The following is an 18,528-nucleotide window of genomic DNA, read 5'->3' on the forward strand; positions in this document are numbered from 1 at the left end:
TTACTGACCTCCTGTTGCAAATGTCATAATTTTTTCTTGAGTTGCTTCTTCACTTGTCAGTTCACCCGTTATTTTTCCTTCATGCACAACCAAAATGCGATCGCTCATGCCGAGCACTTCCGGAAGCTCTGAAGACACCATGATAATAGCCACGCCTCTGTCTGTCAGTTCATTCATAAGCTGATAAATTTCACGCTTTGCCCCGACGTCAACTCCTCGAGTTGGTTCATCTAAAATCAGCACTTTTGGTCCAATGCCAATCCACTTGGCAATCACTACTTTTTGCTGATTGCCTCCCGATAAGTTACCCGCACTCGTCTCAGACGACTCGGTTTTGATCGTTAAACGTTTAATAAGTAAATCTACAAATTGCTGCTCGCTTTTTTGTTCAATAAAGCCTTTTGGCGAAAAGCTGAATAGACTTGGAAGCGCAATATTTTCTCGAATAGAAAAATCCAGGACGAGCCCTTCTGTTTTACGATCTTCTGTAATGAACCCGAGACCTAATTTAATGGCTTGGTCGGGCTTTGTGATACTGACCCGTTTGCCATTTAATATAATTTCGCCTTTTTCTAATGGATCAAGCCCGAAGATAGCGCGCATAATTTCGGTTCTGCCAGCTCCCATTAGCCCCGCAACACCGACAATTTCTCCTGATCGCACTGAAAAATGAACGTCATGAAATACACCTTTTCTCTCCAAGCCTTTTGCTTCAAATACAACGTCTCCTTTAGGAGATGTCCTAGCAGGAAATCGATCGGTTAGCTCTCTTCCTACCATTTTGCGAACCACGTCATCGAAGCTGGTTTCTGGAATCGGCTTTTTGTCTACCGTCTGTCCGTCACGCATGACCGTAATGGAATCACAAATAGCAAAAATCTCTTCCATACGATGTGAAATATACACAATCGACACACCTTGTCTTCGCAGCGCATTAATTACGTCAAATAACTTTTGAATTTCTCTTTCAGTAAGCGCTGCGGTTGGCTCATCCATGATAATGACTTTTGCATTCGTCATCAGCGCTTTGGCTATTTCAATCATTTGCTGCTGTCCGACAGAACAAAGTCCCGCTTCTTGATCAAGAGGAATGGTCACAGCTAATTTTTCAAACTGCTTCTTTGCTAACGCTTTCATTTCTTTTGTTTTTAAAAAACCTAAAGGCGTTTTTAATTCTTTGCCGATAAATAAGTTCTCAAGCACCGTCATTTCAGGCCAAACGTTCAGCTCTTGATGAATAAAGGTAATTCCGTTTTGTTCTGCTTCTTTTGGATTTTGAAAATACGTCTCTTTGCCATCAATCAGAATCTGCCCTTCATCTTTTTTATGAAGGCCGGTTAAAATATTCATCAGCGTAGATTTCCCCGCTCCATTTTCCCCCATTAGTGCGTGAACTTCACCTTCATGTAATTCAAAATCCACGCCTCTTAGTACACGGTTTGCTCCAAAGGCTTTATGAATCCCTCTCATTGCAATATGCATGCTGTTCACCTCTTTTAAAAAATAACTCCCGCTTGTAAAATACAGTTTGCATAAGGAGTTGCTTCTCCTGTACGAATCACAACTTTCGCTTTGCTTGTCAGCATTTTTAATTGTTCATGCGATACTTCTTCTACTAAGATGTTTTGCTTTTCCATCAACTCGTAAGCCTTTTGATTTCTTTCTTTCATCTCAGAAGCAATCACTATTTTTTCTGTAGCCATATCTTCTAACACAGCTACTACTACATCTTCGAAGCTAGGCACTCCTAGCTTTAAAGATAAATCAATTTTAGGCACATCACTCGGAACAGGTAACCCTGCATCTGCAATGACAATAGTGTCTGTATGACCTAGATCTGTTAGTATTTTCGTAATATGACTGTTAATCATTCCGTGACGTTTCATTTACAGACTCTCCTCCACTTCTTTGCGAGTCGGCATACCGCCTTGTGCACCAAATTTAGTGACGGATAGCGAAGCTGCGCGATTAGCAAACTGAATTCCTTTTTCAAAACCCATTCCTTCGGCAAGTGCCACAGCAAGCGCTGCGTTAAATGTATCTCCTGCTCCTGTTGTATCAATCGTTTCTACTTGATAAGAAGGAACCAATACTTCTTTCTTGCCGTTAAAATAGCGCACACCTTGTTTTCCTTCTGTAATAAACAATTTATTTGGATACTGTTTTAATACTTCTTCTTTTTCTTTTCCTTCAAATAAAAGCTCTGCTTCATGTTCATTTGGAGTGATGTAAGAAACTTGTTCAATCACTTCTGCTTTTAATGGTCTTGCAGGCGCCGGATTTAACAAAAGCGGTACTTTAAGTTCCTGACAAAGCTCAGCAACATATTCAACCGTTTCTTCTGGAATCTCTTGCTGAATAAGTACGATATCCGCTTCTTTAATTTTTTCTTTTGCTTTTTCCATGTAGTCTGGAGTAATATAATCGTTTGCTCCTTTGACGACTACAATGCTGTTATCTCCTTCAGCGAGTATAATGTGCGCTGTTCCGCTATCTGAATCTGTAACCGGTTTCACATTTTCCACAGATACACCGTTTGATTTGAAATTCTCCAGGATTGCTTTTCCGTAATGATCTTCGCCCACACACCCAATCATACTCACATCAGCTCCAAGACGGGCTGCTGCAACAGCTTGGTTCGCTCCTTTTCCTCCCGGAACGGTTTTGAATGATTCTCCTAATACTGTTTCTCCAGCTCCAGGACGAATATTTGATGTTACTACTAAATCCATTGATGAACTTCCAATCACAGTTACTTTAGCCATGTTCCTCAACCTTTCGTGTCGTATTTCGTTCAATAAACGTAACGGGTAGTTGTACTTGCTTTTGAATTAAAGGTTCTTTCTTAATGCATTTTATTAACAGACCTGCTGCTTGCTTGCCCATTTCATAAGCAGGCTGACGAATTGTAGACAGCGCTGGAAACGAAAAGCGGCTTTGCGGAATATCATCAAAACCAATTACTTGTAGATCATCAGGCACGCTTTTTTCTAATCGAAACGCCTCGTGTAAAACGGCTGTGGCTACAATGTCATTACTTGCAATAATCCCGTCCGTTTCAGGGTACTTTTGAAAGATTTCCTTTGCCCATTTCTGCGCATCGTCAAACGCTAGAGAATTTGTATTTAATACGTAAAAGTCTACATCAGACTGACTCAAAACAGACAGAGAGCCTTGAAAACGTTCCTGAGCAGGCTTTACATTTACTGGACCTTTGATAAGTGTAATTCTTTTACTTCCTCTTTTGATTATTTCTTCTGCAGCAAGTTTTCCACCTTCAAAACCATCAGCATAAACGGATGGATACTGATCAGAACTTCTATCTAAAAACACGACGGGAAATGTAAGACCTTCATATAGTTTCTGAGCTAGACTTGTTGTTGCCGTGATCATCCCTACTACATGGTTTTGCGTAAACGTTTGGAGATAAGTTAATTCTTTCTCTAACTGCTCATCACTATTGCCAAGAATTAAACGAAATCCATGGCTATGTACTTCATCTTCTATTCCTCGTGCAAGCTGAGGGAAAAAAGGGTTTGTAATGTCTGGAAGCAAGAGACCAATCAAACGAGATTCACGTGTATAAAGCGAACGGGCTACCTCGTTAGGGCTGTAGTTTAATTTTTGAATTGTATTCATTACTCGCACACGCGTGTCTTCTTTTACATATCCTGTACTGTTTAAAACGCGCGAAACGGTCGCAACGGACACGCCTGCTTCTTTTGCTACATCGCGAATTGTTACCACTTTATTTCCCTCCCTTCATATATGTAACCGTTTACACAAATGATAACATGGAAAAGTGAAGTTGACAATCTTTTTATTAAAAAAAATCACTTCATTAAGAAGTGATTTTTCTTTCATTAGATATTAGCGTCTAGTTTCTTAAATAATTTCAAAAATTGCTCTTGATCTTTCGGTTCATAGCAAGAAAAGAAATGAGCAATCATCTTTTGCACAATTTCATTTGCTTCTTCAATCACTTGTTCACCTTTAGCTGTTAACTCAATGTTTACTTTGCGGCGATCCTCTTTAGAGTGATAGCGTGAAACTAACTCTAAGTCTATTAAACGATTAATAACAGGAGTAATTGCACTAGGCTTGACGCGCATCTCTTCTGCCAGCTTGGTTACTCCAATGTGACTGCACTTACCGATAATTAATAAGATATGATATTGAAAAGGTGTAATCCCTTGTGAAAGTAACCTTTCTTTTATCTCTGTCATTACCTTTTTGTTAAGGGATATCGAAATTCTCTGGACCTCTTCAATAAATGTGAGCTGTTCCATGTTTTGACGTCCCCTTTCTTATAATCAGGGAGTCGATGGTTAACATGTCAGCCCCCTGCTGCACTCCAAGCAAAACCTAGCCTGGGGAGAGCGGCTGGTTTCGCGGAATGCTTATAACCTATTTTCTATCTATTTTATTCCGTACTATTATAATAGAAGAAACTCATTCACTATCGTTTTTCTTAAACGATCTTAAAGCCTTACGAAAAGCGTCATCATTCATAACGTCACGTTCTTCTTTTGTAAAAACCGTGTCGTCTTTTTCGCCTTCTCTAAACTTTTGCAGCACTTGACGATACATATCATCGTTCATGACATCTTTTTCTTTCTTATGTCTAGATGTTCTCGTTTCCGTCTTGGCCTGTGGCTCTTTTGGCTCTTCTTTTGGTGCTTCTTTTGGTGTTGCAGGTTTTTTTTCTGCCACTTTTTTCTCTTCTACTTTTGGCTCTTTAGGAGCATTTGAAGCAGCCGCTTCTTTTTTAGGTGGAACTGTACGCTGGCGCTTAGAAGATGATGCTTTAGCATTCATTGTAATAATTAGTACAACCAGAATCACAGCTACAACGATCAGTAAAATACCTAACATACTGTCACCTACTGTCCTTGTGTCATTCGTTTAGTCACTTGAACAACACGTTCTCCTAACGCTTTACCTAGCGCTTGGTCGTTCTCTGTTAATAATTCGTCACCTTCGATTGGACAAGTAATTCCCACACCGTAATAAGTACCGTACAGCGCATTTTCTGGAATGTTACCTGGTAAGCCAGCGATAACCATTCCTTGATGAAGCATCGGTGTGATTAAATTTAAAAGCGTTGCTTCTAAGCCACCGTGCGTTGTAGCTGTTGTACAGAACACCGCACCTACTTTATCAATTAATTTACCTTCTGCCCATAAATAACCTAATTTATCAATCCACGTTTTTAACCCTGAACTGATTGTTCCAAAATGCCCTGGGCAGCCCCAAATAATAGCATCCATTTCAGGCAGTTCACGTACATCTGCTTCTTCTACATGCTTTACATATACAGTTGCTTCTCCAGACAGCTCGGCGCCAGAAGCAATCGCTTTTGCTAATGCTTCTGTATGTCCGCCTTCACTATCATATACGATACAAATTTTCATCCTTTATCCCTCCGTTGCTTATGAGTTCATATCTTTTGGTGCCGGTAACATACGAATATCGTCTGTTGTTTCTTTTTCTGTCTCTTCTACTTCTACTACTGCATCTTTACGAACATCACGTAGGAAGAAACTTAAAATCAATCCAATAATGGCAATAATAACTGTCCAATAAAACGCGTCGTTAATTCCTTGCACAGTTGCTTGCGCTTGAACTTTTCCAGCTAATGTTGTTAAAGCTTGTTTTTGCGCCTCTGTTTGAGAAAGGTGAAGCGTTTGAGCAATTTTTTGCACAAATGCCTGGAAGTTATTCATAAAGAATGGATCGGATGTAGTCATGGAACTGCTCATTTCATTCACATGATATGTTGTGCGATTTGTAAAGATTGTAGTCATTAAACTGATACCGATTGAACCACTCACTTGACGAAGCGTGTTCGCCATTGATGTACCATGGCTGCTTAATTTTGCCGGCAGCTGATTTAAACCAGCCGTCATAATTGGCATCATCAATAATGACATACCGAATGCACGGATCATATAAATAATAACAATATGACTAAACGGTGTTTCAAGCGTTAATTTTGTAAATTCAAATGTTGTTACAACCGTAATCAACATCCCGACAATCCCTAGTGGACGCGGTCCTAATTTATCAAACAGCGTACCAGAAATTGGTGACATAACTAACATAACAAGTGCACCGGGCAAGATTAATAAACCTGAATCAAATGCTGAATAGCCACGAATGTTTTGCAAGTAAATTGGCAATAAGAACATACCAGCATACATACTAATTGTAATGGCAATACTAATGATATTAGATAATGAGAAAATACTGTATTTAAATACTCTCACATCAAGTAATGGACTCTTAAGTCGAAGCTGCTGCACGACAAAGATGATTAATAAGACAATACCGCCAATCATCGTTGACAATACAACTGAATCCGTCCAGCCATCGTTTCCAGCTTCACTGAAGCCGTATAGAAGTAAAGCCATACCTGCAAGAGATGTAAACACAGAAATTAGATCTACTTTTACATTTTGAGGTGGTTTAATATCTTTTAATTTAAAAGCTGCAATAATAAATACGAGCGCACCTAGTGGCACCATTCCCGTAAATAAAATGTGCCAGTCATAGTTTTGAATAACCCATCCTGAAAGCGTCGGTCCAATTGCCGGAGCGAACATCATGGCTAAACCAAAGATACCCATTCCTTTTCCGCGCATATGAGGAGGGAAAATAAATACGATAATGGTCATAACTAGAGGTGCTAGCACTCCGCCTCCGACTGCTTGAACAAGACGTCCGATTAGCATAATCGAGAAAGTCGGCGCAATTCCGCAGACAAGTGCCCCTATTGTAAAGCAGGCCATTGCAAATAAGAATAAGCGACGAACTCCAAAACGTTCAATTAAATAGGCTGATAATGGAATAAGTGCACCATTTACAAGCATGTATCCTGTAAGCAACCACTGTGCCGTATTAGCTGTAACGCCAAACTCTGTAATCAGATGCGGGATCGCAACATTTAGCAGCGTTTGGTTTAAAATTGCTAAGAACAATCCAAGCATAAGTACGACTAGCAGCGGAATATGCTTTTTAACTGAGCTTTCCTCTGGTTGTATCGTGTTTGCTGACATCAGTTCCTTCCTCCTTTCTTCTCTTCTTAATCATGTACGTTCTTAGTTTTTAGAGATTTTAACTTCTGCGTTCATACCTGGTAGTACGTTTTCAGAGTAGTTAGAAATAGAGATTTTAACAGGAACTGTTTGTGATACTTTCGTATAGTTGCCGTCTGAATTAGAACTTGGCATTAATGAGAAAATTGAGTTTGTTGCATAACCGATTTCTTCTACTTTTCCATCGATTGTTGTTTTAGTATCTCCGTCAACTGTTACATCAACGTCATCGCCAGCTTCAATATCTTTTAATTTGTCTTCTTTAATGTTTGCAATGATGAATAAGTTATTCATATCTACTTCGCTAGCAATTTGTTGACCAGCTTGAACCATTTGATTTTCTTTTACCTGTGTTTTGATGATTTTACCGTCTTCTGGTACTGTAACTGTTTTTTCTCCATCTTCTGATTGGATTTTAGCTACCTCATCATCTTTTGAAACATCTTTACCTTCTTCAACGTTCCAGCTTGCTACTTTACCTGCCGCTGGCGCTACTACTGTATAAAGGTCGCCGGACACTTTTGCATTGTCTGTGGATACATAATTAGATTTTTGAATATAATAGTATCCCCCACCAATAATTAAAGCTAATACTACAATAATTCCGATAAAGTTCATTAAAATTAAACGCCCTCTTGACATTTATTTTACCTCCTTAATATTTCATTCAGTTAAGTATTACGCTAGATAACTTTATCACAAAGATATTTAGTTGTAAATAACTTTGATTTTAATTTATTTTTAAAACTAAACATTTATGTTTCATAAAGTTTTCCCGACTGAATACTTTACTACATCTTTAACTGAAATACAACTTAAAAGTTTTGGTTTCTTTACAAGTACTTTACTTTACTTTAAAGTTAGATATATAAGCATAGGGTTATACACAAAAACAGCTTCTTTTTTTGGAACAAACTCCCTATATACATAAACCACAATAGGTAACTAGCAGCAATTGTTTAACACCTATAATGATAAAGAAAAGGTGATTATAATGGATCAGCAGTTAATAGATAAACTAGAAAAACTTGACCAAGTTAAAACCTCATTATTTGAACTCAAGCGAAAGCTCTTGGAAGATAAAATCAGTGAGCAGCCCTATAGTTTGACCATTACGAAATTTTTAATTCTAAAATTCATTGGAGTCAGCTCTAAACGTATGGTAGCGGAAATTTCTTCAAATCTAAAGCTAACTTCCGGAGCTACTACCATTTTATTAAATCAATTAGAAGATGATGCACTCATTAAGCGCGTACGTGACCAAAAAGACCGCCGAATTGTATGGATATCCTTAACAGAGGCTGGCGAAACATTAGTGAACTATGTAATTGAGCAGCGGAATTTATTTTGGCAAGACATGCTTTTTGCTCTAACTCCTGAAGAACAGGATGAGTACCTCCGCATGCTTGAAAAAATGGAAAAACGAATTAGACAAACTGTAGATCGTTAATGCTAAAAAACGTGTGTTCATTTATTTTATGGACACACGCTTTTTATGACCCGCTACTATTGACGAGTTTAGTAAGCTTTTTGTTTGCTGTCTTTAAAATTCAGGATTATTTTTCAAAAATCCACTCCAAGCCTGTGCTGTAGCTTTCTCAATTTCTTCTTTGGAAGCATGAAGCCTCTTAGCGCTGTCTCCATAGCCAATTTCGATTTTACCTTTTTTCAATTCTTCAAATATCGAATCGGCAAAGTCATCAAGCGGTGCTCCAAATGTATGAAGTCCCGGTCCTCCCAAATCCGTGTTCACGGCTGGAGGAAGAATTTCTATCACTTCGGTATTTGTTTCTTCTAATTGATGTCTTAGACTAATCGTAAACGACCTTAATGCCGCTTTTGTTGCGCTGTAGATTGGCACCCATGCTCCAGGTGTTAAAGACAGCCCGGAAGTAACGTTAATAACCGCAGCACCTTCTTGCTGAACGAAATGAGGAATCAATAACGACGTTAAATGAATAGGAGCACTTACATTACTCATTAGTTCTTTTTCGTAATACTGCCACTCTTTGTGCATGTGTAAAAGATTTACGCGCTGCTGAATGCCTGCATTATTCACAATAACATTTAATTTCGGGAATCTTTCAGTCGCCCATTTTACTAGCTCTACTCTGCTTTCTTCTATTGATACATCGCACACTTTTGTATGTAATGAAGGGAATTTTTCTTTTGCTTCTTGCAGCTTTGACTCCCTTCTTCCACAAATAATAACTTCATTTCCTTCATTTAAAAACCGTTCTGCAAGCGACAACCCAATTCCTGATGCTCCGCCCGTAATTAAAATAGTGTTTTCTGACATCTTCATTACTTTTCCTCCTCGTTCAACCATCGCATTTACTCTTTAATAAACAAAGCGCTACTGCATGAATGACAATAGCGCTTTGTTTATTATTTATCTTACAAGACGTTTTAGTCTTGCTTTAAAATTAAAAGTCAAAGTTATCCGGATCAGGACCTACGCGATGATTTTGATTTAATGCGTTAATTTTTTCAACTTCATCTGCATTTAATTCAAAATCAAATACGTCTGCATTTTGGATAATACGATGTTCTTTTGTTGACTTAGGAATAGTTACTACTTCGTTTTGCAAGTCCCAACGTAAGATAACTTGAGCAGTTGATTTTCCGTGCTTTTCAGCAATTTGAGTTAACACTTCGTTATCAAGCAGCTCACCTTGTGCAAGCGGTGACCATGCTTCCACTTGGATTCCTTGTTTTTTGCAGTATTCACGCACTTCTGTTTGTGTTAAAAGTGGATGAAATTCGATTTGGTTTACCATCGGCTTGACTTCTGCGTCTGCAATTAAGTCTTCTAAATGATGAACTTGGAAATTTGATACGCCGATTGCACGAATTTTCCCATCTTTATAAAGCTTTTCAAGTGCTTTCCACGTATCTTTATACTTGCCTTCAACTGGCCAGTGAATTAAGTATAAATCTAAATATTCAAGACCTAGCTTGTTTAAGCTTGTTTCAAACGCTTGAATAGTTGTGTCATATCCTTGATCTGCATTCCACACTTTTGATGTAACAAACAGTTCTTCGCGAGAAACACCTGATTCTTTGATCGCTTGTCCCACGCCTTCTTCATTTTCATAAATTTTAGCCGTATCAATGCTTTTATATCCAGCTTTGATTGCATATTTAACTGAATCTACAACTTCTTGACCATCTTCTACTTTATAAACACCTAAACCTAACCAAGGCATTTTAACGCCGTTTGCTAAGGTCGTCGTTGACTGTAAGTTTTCCATGTTGCTGTTCATCCCCTTTTTTTACTATTGAATTATTCGTAAAGAGTAATTGCTTGTGAAATTTGTTCTGCGCACTGTTTAACAAGTGCAGCATGTTCTTCGTCTTTCTCTTGTGAAATACGAAAGGATGGACCTGATAAAGCAATAGCCGCCATTATTTTTCCTTTTCTGAAAATAGGGGCTGCAATACAGCGAACGCCCGGCTCCCGTTCTTCATCGTCGACAGCATATCCTCTTTCCTTACTTAAAGCTAAATCAGCTTCAAGCTTGTCCAGCTCGGTGATCGTTCGATCTGTATAAGCTTCAAGCGAAAGTTCATGAAGAATAGATTTTTGTGCGCTGTCCTCTTGATAAGCAAGAATACACTTTCCAATAGCATTTGCATGAAGCGGCTTTTTATTTCCTACTTCAGAATGCGTACGAGTGCTATATTGCCCGTTAACCACCTGAGTTGTAACCATTTGTTTATGATGGAGAATTCCCGCATAAATGGTCTCTTTGGTCTCTTCACTCAGCTTCTGCATAGCAGGAACAGAGAGCCAATTCATTTCATAGTTCGTATGCATCGTATTTTGCACGAGTGCCAGCACCAGTTGCGGTGAAACCGTATAGCGGTTAGACGGGTTTCTTACAATAAATCCGTTTTGCTCAAGCGTGCTCACAAGACGATACATCGTACTCTTATTAAAACCGAGCGCTTCCATCATTTCTGGAATAGTCATATTCGGACGGTTTAAAAGCAAAGAGAAGATATCTAATCCTTTTTTTAAAGTTCCAACCTCGGACATGCCCTTCTTCCTCCTTTTATCCGAACAACAATTTTATTATAAAACAAAGCTCTTTATCGTATCAAATAAGGAAACTACACTAAGTTATTTTCCCTATATAAGAGAATACATAACGTGATTGTTCTTCTTAATCTATTCCACTGTTTTTTCTATTTAAACATAAAAAAAGTCTTAACAATAGAATTTTTTTACATTTTTTGAAATTAGTTTTGCTTTTCACTCGTTAACTTCTTCAAATCGCTTCAGCTGCTCCAGCTGATTTTCCTTTTTCATAATTTCTTTCTGACGCTCACCTAGTAAATCGAAATGAGGATAGCCGGATCGATTATCAATATACTTAGCGGGAATACCGTACTTTTTTCCCCACTTAATCAGCTTATTTAAGTCACTGCAACCTACTTTTGTTACGGTAGTTGCATGTGGAAAACGCTCATCAAGCCAATAATGAGTTAAAAACGCGATCTCTCCTCGCTTAACAGCTGCTTTCCATGCGTTTAGTTCCGGGCGTTTAATTCCAAATGCCATTCTTTCACCTTTTCTCTTTTATATAAGTAGTTACATTATTTGTTTACTATAAAGAAAAAATATCATTCATATAGAAATCTTTCATAATATCTTGTCTATTTATAACCATCTCTAAATAATAGCTTATTTTCTCAACCTGTTTCCTCTCTAAGCATTATTGTGTGCTTATGATTCTATCATCATCTTCTTTTCTTTTTCAAAAGATCAAACAAACAAATAACGTTTAAATAATAAAGAAAAGCCTTATATATATAAGAAACTAAGGATTAATTTCAACATTTCTTTTGCGAATGATTTTTCCTTTGTATTAAATGTTGTTCTTTTTTTATTATGTCAGTATGCATTTATTACGAACCTTCAGTATATTAAAAAACCTACACAGTTACCATTCTCACAAAAAGACAGAATTTACTTTTTATTCCGAAAATAATATAATTCAAGTGATATGAAGCTTTTCGCTTCATCTATTTATTATTAAAGGGGGAATTCTGCTTGGCGATGAATGAAAATTCTTTAAAGAAGGTAAACAATGCTTCTTCCTCTCCTGATTACACAGAAATTGTACAGTCTGCTTCATTTCAAAAGCTTTTAAAACAAAAACGCAATTTTATTTTACCGCTCTCTCTGTTTTTTCTTGCTTTTTATTTTACCTTGCCTATCTTAACGGCTTACACAACCGTCCTAAACAAACCAGCTTTTGCTTCTATGACCTGGGCCTGGGTATTTGCTTTTGCACAGTTTGTGATGACCTGGACCCTATGCATTCTATACACAAAAAGAGCCTCGAAATTCGATGAACTTGTTGACACGATTAAAAAAGAAGCTGCAAATTAAATAGGGGGTTAAATCAATGAACGTACTAGCTTTTTCACTTTTTTTAGCCATTGTAGGTCTTACGCTAATCATTACGTATGCGGCATCCAAGCGGACAAAAACGACCAGTGACTTTTATACAGCAGATGGAAGTTTAACCGGCTGGCAAAACGGTATGGCAATTGCCGGAGATTATATGTCTGCTGCATCATTTTTAGGCATAGCTGGAATGGTAGCGCTTTCTGGATTTGACGGTTTTTTTTACAGCATCGGCTTTTTAGTTGCCTACCTGGTTGTGTTATACATTGTAGCTGAACCCCTTCGCAACTTAGGAAAGTACACGATGGCAGATATGATAGCAGCTCGTTTTAACGAAAAGAAAGTGCGGGGAGTTGCTGCGTTAAACACGATCACCATTTCCATTTTTTACATGATTGCGCAGCTTGTTGGAGCAGGAGCATTAATTCATTTATTACTTGGTCTAGATTACGTATACTCTGTCTTGATTGTCGGCGTCTTGATGACGGTTTACGTTGTATTTGGAGGAATGACAGCGACTAGCTGGGTTCAGATTGTCAAAGCCTTGCTTCTGATGATTGGTACGTTCATTATTTCCATTATCGTATTTTCAAAATTTGATTTTAGCTTAGCTAAAATGTTTTCCGAGATGAAAACTGCAACTCCTCTTGGTGACGGCTTTTTAAATCCAGGAAATAAATTCAAAAATCCGCTGGACATGATTTCGTTGAATTTAGCTCTTGTTCTTGGTACAGCAGGCCTGCCTCATATCCTTATTCGTTTCTTCACAGTAAAAGATGCCATCACCGCAAGAAAGTCTGTTATTTATGCAACGTGGATCATTGGCGTTTTTTACATTATGACAATCTTTTTAGGATTCGGTGCTGCTGCTTTTGTAGGATATGATGATATTATCAAAGCAAATGCAGCAGGAAATATGGCGGCTCCTCTGCTCGCTCAAGTTCTTGGCGGAGACTTTCTTTTTGCGTTCGTTTCAGCTGTAGCATTTGCTACAATTTTAGCTGTTGTAGCTGGACTGGTGCTCTCAGCAGCTTCAGCATTCGCGCACGACTTCTATAGTCATATTCTGCGTAAAGGAGATGCTACTGAAAAAGAACAGGTAGTGGCTGCACGATGGGCTTCTATTGGGGTATCCATTTTATCTATTATTCTTGCATTATTTGCTCAAAACATGAACGTGGCATTTTTAGTGGCACTTGCGTTTGCGGTAGCAGCGAGCGCTAACTTGCCAATTATTCTTCTCACTATTTTTTGGAAACGTTTTAATACAACAGGAGCAGTCACTGGCATGCTGGTTGGACTATTCAGCTCCCTGTTTTTAGTTGCCATTAGTCCTAACGTATGGGCACCTGAGCCGGGAGCTGCTATCTTTGTAGGTGAACCGCTCATTACGCTAACAAACCCTGGTATTATCTCTATTCCTCTAGGCTTCTTAGCTGCTTTTATAGGAACACTTCTTTCGTCTAAAAAAGCAGACGAAAAGAAATTTGATGAGATTTTAGTAAAAGCAAATACAGGCATGGGAATCGAAGAGCCCGTCAAGCATTAATGCCAAAAAGCCTTGAAGCAGGTTGCTTCAAGGCTTTTTACTAGAATAAATCTTCTTGTAAACCAATAGCGGAAATTTGTTCATTTCTAAACTTTACAGCTAACATATGCTCTTCTTCCCACGTACATTCAAAAAACAAACCAAGTTCTCTTGTATCATGAGGTGCTTCAGGAACAAAGATTTGAATACACTCAACTAAAAAACCGATGTCTTTTCGCTTTTTTACATTCGGAACTAATAAGTCTACCACGTCTTTTTCAACTTGAGTTCTGTATTCATCTCGCACCTGCTGATAATAATCAAAAAGAGCTTTTTCCGTCCTCTTTAACAATAATTCACCTTGAAGCCAAAATGCTTGAAAGGCCTCTTCTTGTCGTTTTTGAAATGGCTTCTCTTTATCTCCATCAATTGTCAGCAACACCTGTTGTTTTTGTCCAAAGAAAGTGACCTGTTTTTCTCCAACCCAGGCCGAGTCATATAACAAAGATCCAAAAAGCGGATGATGTACTCGTAATGTTTGATTCATTGCATACCTGACCCTCTCAAAAAGTGGATTTCTGCTTGCATTGGCGTATAATAAATGGTGCTTGAAACAAACTTCTAAACTTATTCTATGTTACCATATTTTTTACAGAAAGGAGTGCCACAATGTGTGAATACAATTAAATCTTTGTACCCTTACTTAAAACCTTACAAATGGCTCGCGCTGTTTGCCCCGCTATTGATGGTAATTGAAGTGTTAGCTGACCTTCTTCAGCCTACTATTATGCAGCATATCATTGATTATGGCATTGCAAACAACGTTCAAACATATGTTATCACGCGAAGTATCCTTATGCTCATGTTAGCAGTCATTGGCTTAGCTGCCGGTATCGTCTGCGCCATCCTTAGCACAAAAGCGGCAGTAAATTTTTCTACCGATATTCGGAAATCGCTTTTTGAAAAAATTGAAAACCTCTCAAACAGCAACAGAGACAAACTAGGGACTGGTCACTTAATTACCGTCATGACAAATGATGTAACGAGTGTTCAAAACGCATTGAATATGACGCTAAAAGTATTAGTTAGAGGTCCTTTACTTTTTGCAGGAAGTATTGTGATCGTGTTATTAACCGCTCGTTCTTTGTTTCCTATTATCGTTGTGGTCGTCCCTATTTTATTTTTATGCATTTGGTTTGTGATCACGAAAGCTGGAAAACTTTTTAAAAAAGTTCAGCAAAGCGTTGATCGTGTAAATACAAAAGTCCAAGAAAATTTATCAGGGATGCGTGTAGTAAAAGCGTATGTAAGAGAATCGTATGAAATCAATCAGTTTAAAGAAGCAAACAGCTCCTTGACGCGAGCTAATATGAGTGCTGTTCAGCTTATTTCGCTTTTAATGCCCGTTATTTTATTTGTCGTAAATATCGGAATGGTAGCTACTCTATGGCTGGGAGGACTTCAAGTCGAAGCAGGAAAAATTGAAGCAGGTGTGATTTTAGCTTTTATTAATTACTTAACGATTATTTTAAACGGACTTATGTCAAGCAGCATGGTGCTGATGCAAATTACACGCGCATTCCCTTCAGCTGAACGAATCGATTCTGTTTTAAAAACAAAAATAGACATCCCTCCAGCAAACTCTGCTGCTCAAATCAACAGACTTAAAGGTGATCTATCGTTTCAAAACGTTACATACAGCTATAGTAAAAATGGCGAAAACGTATTAAAAGATATTTCGTTCACTGCTAGACACGGGGGAACCATTGGCATTATCGGCTCTACTGGAAGCGGGAAGTCGACGCTTGCAAAACTTATTTCCCGCTTATATGATCCTGATGACGGCGAAATCTTCGTAGATGGAAAAAACCTTACGGACTATGACGTAAAAGTGCTTCGCTCATCCATTGGGTTTATTCCTCAAAAAGCTACGCTGTTTACCGGCACGATTGATATGAATATTCGAATGGGAAAAGATCAGGCTTCTTCCTCAGAAATTGAAGATGCTGCGGATTTTGCATGCGCAACGGAGTTTATTGAAAAACTTCCAGAAAGATATGAGTATCCTTTAACGCGAGGAGCAACCAATTTATCAGGAGGGCAAAAGCAGCGTCTTTCAATCGCGCGTGCATTTGTTAGAAAGCCCGCTATCCTGGTCATCGATGATGCAACTTCGGCATTGGACGCTGTCTCAGAAGCGCAGGTACTAAAACATTTAAAAGAAGAGTTTGCTGATGCCACCGTTATCATTATTGCTTCTAAAATTTCGTCTCTTCTCCACGCTGATCATATTATCGTCATGGATGAAGGCAAAATTGCTGAACAAGGGACTCATGAAGAGTTGCTTCGTTATCGCTCTCTTTATTACGACATTTACCTTGCACAAGGCGGAAAAGAGGTGTTGCCTAGTGAATAATCAAGGTAAAAATCAAATGAGCTCTATTCGCGGCCCTAGAGGAATGATGAAAGGCCCTGTAGTTAAGCCAAAGAATGCGAAAAAAACACTGTACAGAATCTGGTCATATATGGGGAAACGAAAACCTCCGCTTGCGGCTGCGATAATCTTAGTTATTGTGACTTCCCTGCTTAATTTATTAGGCCCTTATTTAATTGGAGTTATTATTGATGAGCATATTATTCCTAAAGATATCAGCGGAACGATACGAATGTCCCTTATTCTTGCAGGAATTTATATCACGACATCTTTATTAACATGGCTGCAAACCTATTTAATGGTGAACGTTTCGTTTACAACTATTGGAATACTCCGCCAAGATTTATTTGCAAAGCTTCAGACTCTCTCCCTTCGCTTTTTTGACAAACGAGCTCACGGAGAGTTAATGAGCAGAGTCACAAATGATATTGATAATCTAAACAGCGCTCTGAGTCAAAGCGTTATTCAGGCTCTGTCCTCTATTTTGTCTTTAGTCGGCATTACCATTGCGATGTTCTCGCTCAACTGGATTCTTGCCATTATCACGCTGATTGTTATTCCCTTGATGGTTATAATCGTTCGACAAATATTAAAACGCAGCAGTGAAAATTTTGTCAAACGTCAAAAAGACTTAGGTGAGCTAAACGGCTTTGTAGAAGAAGCAATCTCTGGAGGAGAAGTTGTTACGCTTTTTAGTAAGGAAAAAGACTTTTTAACTGTTTTTAATGAACGAAATGAACAGCTGAGAAGTTCAGCAACAAAAGCGGAAACATTTTCAGGCTTTTTAGGTCCTGTCACAAACTTTATTAACAACTTAGGCTTAGCACTAGTGATCGGAGCGGGCGCATTTATGGCTGTTCAAGGTAGCGTTACAGTTGGTATGATCGCTTCATTTGTTAACTACTCACGTCAGTTCTCTCGCCCAATCAGTCAAATGGCAAACTTAGTAAACACCATTCTTTCGGCTATTGCCGGCGCAGAGCGCGTGTTTGCGATTATGGATGAGCAGCCGGACGTCACAAACAAGCCAAACGCTCTTTCTGTTACAAAATTTGCAGGAGACGTTGCTTTTGAAAACGTATCATTTGGCTATAACGATGAAAAAATGATTTTAAAAAATGTTACACTGACAGCAAAAAAAGGTGAAATGGTTGCTTTGGTCGGTCCGACAGGTTCTGGTAAAACAACCATCATTAACTTGCTCACACGATTTTATGACATCTCAAACGGAGACATTAAAATTGACGGACGTTCCATCAGTGACTATAACATCCATGATTTACGAAACCGAATCGGCATTGTTCTTCAAGATACCTATTTATTTTCCGGTACGATTGCGGATAACATTCGATTTGGCCGGTTAGATGCCAGCGATGAAGAAGTGAAAAGCGCCGCAAAGATGGCCAATGCTCATTCGTTTATCAAACATTTGCCGCAGCAATACAATACCGTGATTTCAGCTGGCGGAGGAAATTTAAGTGAAGGTCAAAAGCAGCTTTTATCGATTGCTCGAGCCATGCTTTCTGACTGTGATATTTTAATTTTAGACGAAGCTACTTCCAATATTGATACAAAAACAGAAATTGATATTCAACGAGGAATGAGTAATCTATTAAAAGGAAAAACAAGCTTTGTCATTGCCCACCGCCTTAAAACGATTGAAAATGCAGATCAAATTCTTGTCTTAAAAGACGGACAAATTATTGAAGAAGGAAATCATCGCGAGCTGCTAGATAAACAAGGGTTTTATCACAAGCTCTATACGCAACAGTTTACGATTTAAAAGAGGCTAAAACAAAAAGTATGGTAGTTTAAGTAAGGTCCGAACGAGTAATCGTTCGGACCTTTTCATTGTGTTGGTAAACGTAGTGTTCATCCAGTTAGCTGCTTCTAGCTGTTGAGTGGAGAGCAAGGCGAAGACTCCTGCGGGAACAGCGGAAGGGATGAGACCCCGCAGGAGCGCAAGCAACGAGGAGGCTCATCAGCCGGCCGCAGAAAGCGAAGCCTTGCACCAAAATCCACAGCAGTGTAATAAATGATCGATACGAGC

The 18,528-nt window shown here is 38.6% G+C and carries 20 protein-coding genes; 6 read left to right on the forward strand and 14 right to left on the reverse strand.

What is annotated here, in order from left to right:
* The 9 genes from AC3WJG_RS11965 to AC3WJG_RS12005 all read right to left on the reverse strand — a co-directional run bounded on the left by AC3WJG_RS11965 (position 1) and on the right by AC3WJG_RS12005 (position 7,739).
* Complete coding sequence (locus AC3WJG_RS11965; RefSeq protein ID WP_492588261.1) at positions 1-1,482, reverse strand: sugar ABC transporter ATP-binding protein; 1,482 nt, start codon at positions 1,480-1,482, stop codon at positions 1-3.
* Positions 1,483-1,496: 14 nt separating this feature from the next.
* Complete coding sequence (gene rbsD, locus AC3WJG_RS11970; RefSeq protein WP_013055631.1) at positions 1,497-1,886, reverse strand: D-ribose pyranase; 390 nt, start codon at positions 1,884-1,886, stop codon at positions 1,497-1,499.
* Positions 1,887-2,765 carry a ribokinase gene (gene rbsK, locus AC3WJG_RS11975; protein ID WP_337133739.1) on the reverse strand — a complete coding sequence of 293 codons (879 nt, stop codon included), beginning with the start codon at positions 2,763-2,765 and terminating at the stop codon, positions 1,887-1,889. It lies immediately after the preceding gene.
* On the reverse strand, positions 2,758-3,747 hold the full coding sequence (locus tag AC3WJG_RS11980) for a LacI family DNA-binding transcriptional regulator (protein ID WP_208756053.1): 990 nt from the start codon (positions 3,745-3,747) through the stop codon (positions 2,758-2,760). The genes rbsK and AC3WJG_RS11980 overlap by 8 nt, the downstream gene beginning before the upstream one ends.
* A gap of 116 nt (positions 3,748-3,863) precedes the next feature.
* Positions 3,864-4,289 carry a MarR family winged helix-turn-helix transcriptional regulator gene (locus tag AC3WJG_RS11985; RefSeq protein WP_013055628.1) on the reverse strand — a complete coding sequence of 142 codons (426 nt, stop codon included), beginning with the start codon at positions 4,287-4,289 and terminating at the stop codon, positions 3,864-3,866.
* A gap of 163 nt (positions 4,290-4,452) precedes the next feature.
* Positions 4,453-4,875, reverse strand: a complete 423-nt coding sequence (locus AC3WJG_RS11990) for a hypothetical protein (protein WP_060744913.1) — start codon at positions 4,873-4,875, stop codon at positions 4,453-4,455.
* Positions 4,876-4,883: 8 nt separating this feature from the next.
* Positions 4,884-5,414, reverse strand: coding sequence for an NAD(P)H-dependent oxidoreductase (locus AC3WJG_RS11995; protein WP_014461382.1), 531 nt, complete (start codon positions 5,412-5,414; stop codon positions 4,884-4,886).
* Between the two features lie 18 nt (positions 5,415-5,432).
* Positions 5,433-7,058 carry a DHA2 family efflux MFS transporter permease subunit gene (locus tag AC3WJG_RS12000; protein WP_028407633.1) on the reverse strand — a complete coding sequence of 542 codons (1,626 nt, stop codon included), beginning with the start codon at positions 7,056-7,058 and terminating at the stop codon, positions 5,433-5,435.
* Positions 7,059-7,100: 42 nt separating this feature from the next.
* Positions 7,101-7,739: a biotin/lipoyl-containing protein gene (locus AC3WJG_RS12005; protein ID WP_013055624.1), complete on the reverse strand. Its 639-nt coding sequence runs from the start codon at positions 7,737-7,739 to the stop codon at positions 7,101-7,103.
* Positions 7,740-8,091: 352 nt separating this feature from the next.
* Here AC3WJG_RS12005 and AC3WJG_RS12010 point away from each other — a divergent pair, with 352 nt between their 5' ends.
* Positions 8,092-8,547, forward strand: a complete 456-nt coding sequence (locus AC3WJG_RS12010; RefSeq protein ID WP_028407632.1) for a MarR family winged helix-turn-helix transcriptional regulator — start codon at positions 8,092-8,094, stop codon at positions 8,545-8,547.
* Positions 8,548-8,640: 93 nt separating this feature from the next.
* Here the strand turns inward: AC3WJG_RS12010 and AC3WJG_RS12015 are convergent, their stop codons facing one another.
* From AC3WJG_RS12015 to AC3WJG_RS12030, 4 genes are all read right to left on the reverse strand, one after another.
* A complete protein-coding gene (locus AC3WJG_RS12015; RefSeq protein WP_028407631.1) occupies positions 8,641-9,402 on the reverse strand; it encodes an SDR family oxidoreductase in 762 nt (253 codons plus the stop codon).
* Between the two features lie 121 nt (positions 9,403-9,523).
* Positions 9,524-10,351, reverse strand: a complete 828-nt coding sequence (locus tag AC3WJG_RS12020; RefSeq protein WP_075421316.1) for an aldo/keto reductase — start codon at positions 10,349-10,351, stop codon at positions 9,524-9,526.
* A gap of 32 nt (positions 10,352-10,383) precedes the next feature.
* The gene (locus AC3WJG_RS12025; RefSeq protein ID WP_028407629.1) at positions 10,384-11,139 is read right to left on the reverse strand and encodes an IclR family transcriptional regulator; all 756 of its coding nucleotides are present in this window, start codon (positions 11,137-11,139) and stop codon (positions 10,384-10,386) included.
* Between the two features lie 216 nt (positions 11,140-11,355).
* Positions 11,356-11,664: a hypothetical protein gene (locus AC3WJG_RS12030; RefSeq protein WP_013055618.1), complete on the reverse strand. Its 309-nt coding sequence runs from the start codon at positions 11,662-11,664 to the stop codon at positions 11,356-11,358.
* Positions 11,665-12,162: 498 nt separating this feature from the next.
* Between AC3WJG_RS12030 and AC3WJG_RS12035 the strand changes: the two genes are divergently transcribed.
* Together AC3WJG_RS12035 and AC3WJG_RS12040 are read left to right on the forward strand one after the other, a co-directional pair.
* On the forward strand, positions 12,163-12,498 hold the full coding sequence (locus tag AC3WJG_RS12035; RefSeq protein WP_034275644.1) for a DUF485 domain-containing protein: 336 nt from the start codon (positions 12,163-12,165) through the stop codon (positions 12,496-12,498).
* Positions 12,499-12,514: 16 nt separating this feature from the next.
* Entirely contained in the window at positions 12,515-14,065 is a 1,551-nt protein-coding gene (locus tag AC3WJG_RS12040; protein WP_060744910.1) for a solute symporter family protein, read from the forward strand.
* Between the two features lie 40 nt (positions 14,066-14,105).
* On the opposite strand, the gene AC3WJG_RS12045 is transcribed toward AC3WJG_RS12040, so the two are convergent.
* Positions 14,106-14,591 carry a DUF6985 domain-containing protein gene (locus AC3WJG_RS12045; RefSeq protein ID WP_013055615.1) on the reverse strand — a complete coding sequence of 162 codons (486 nt, stop codon included), beginning with the start codon at positions 14,589-14,591 and terminating at the stop codon, positions 14,106-14,108.
* 126 nt (positions 14,592-14,717) lie between these two features.
* On the opposite strand from AC3WJG_RS12045, the gene AC3WJG_RS12050 reads away from it, so the two are divergent.
* The 3 genes from AC3WJG_RS12050 to AC3WJG_RS12060 all read left to right on the forward strand — a co-directional run bounded on the left by AC3WJG_RS12050 (position 14,718) and on the right by AC3WJG_RS12060 (position 18,510).
* The gene (locus AC3WJG_RS12050; protein ID WP_337133748.1) at positions 14,718-16,460 is read left to right on the forward strand and encodes an ABC transporter ATP-binding protein; all 1,743 of its coding nucleotides are present in this window, start codon (positions 14,718-14,720) and stop codon (positions 16,458-16,460) included.
* A 16-nt stretch (positions 16,461-16,476) separates the two neighbouring features.
* A complete protein-coding gene (locus AC3WJG_RS12055) occupies positions 16,477-18,261 on the forward strand; it encodes an ABC transporter ATP-binding protein (protein ID WP_337133890.1) in 1,785 nt (594 codons plus the stop codon).
* 114 nt (positions 18,262-18,375) lie between these two features.
* The gene (locus AC3WJG_RS12060) at positions 18,376-18,510 is read left to right on the forward strand and encodes a hypothetical protein (RefSeq protein WP_255257681.1); all 135 of its coding nucleotides are present in this window, start codon (positions 18,376-18,378) and stop codon (positions 18,508-18,510) included.
* Positions 18,511-18,528: the final 18 nt, after the last annotated feature.

This window comes from Priestia sp. FW507-14D1A, from assembly GCF_058781295.1.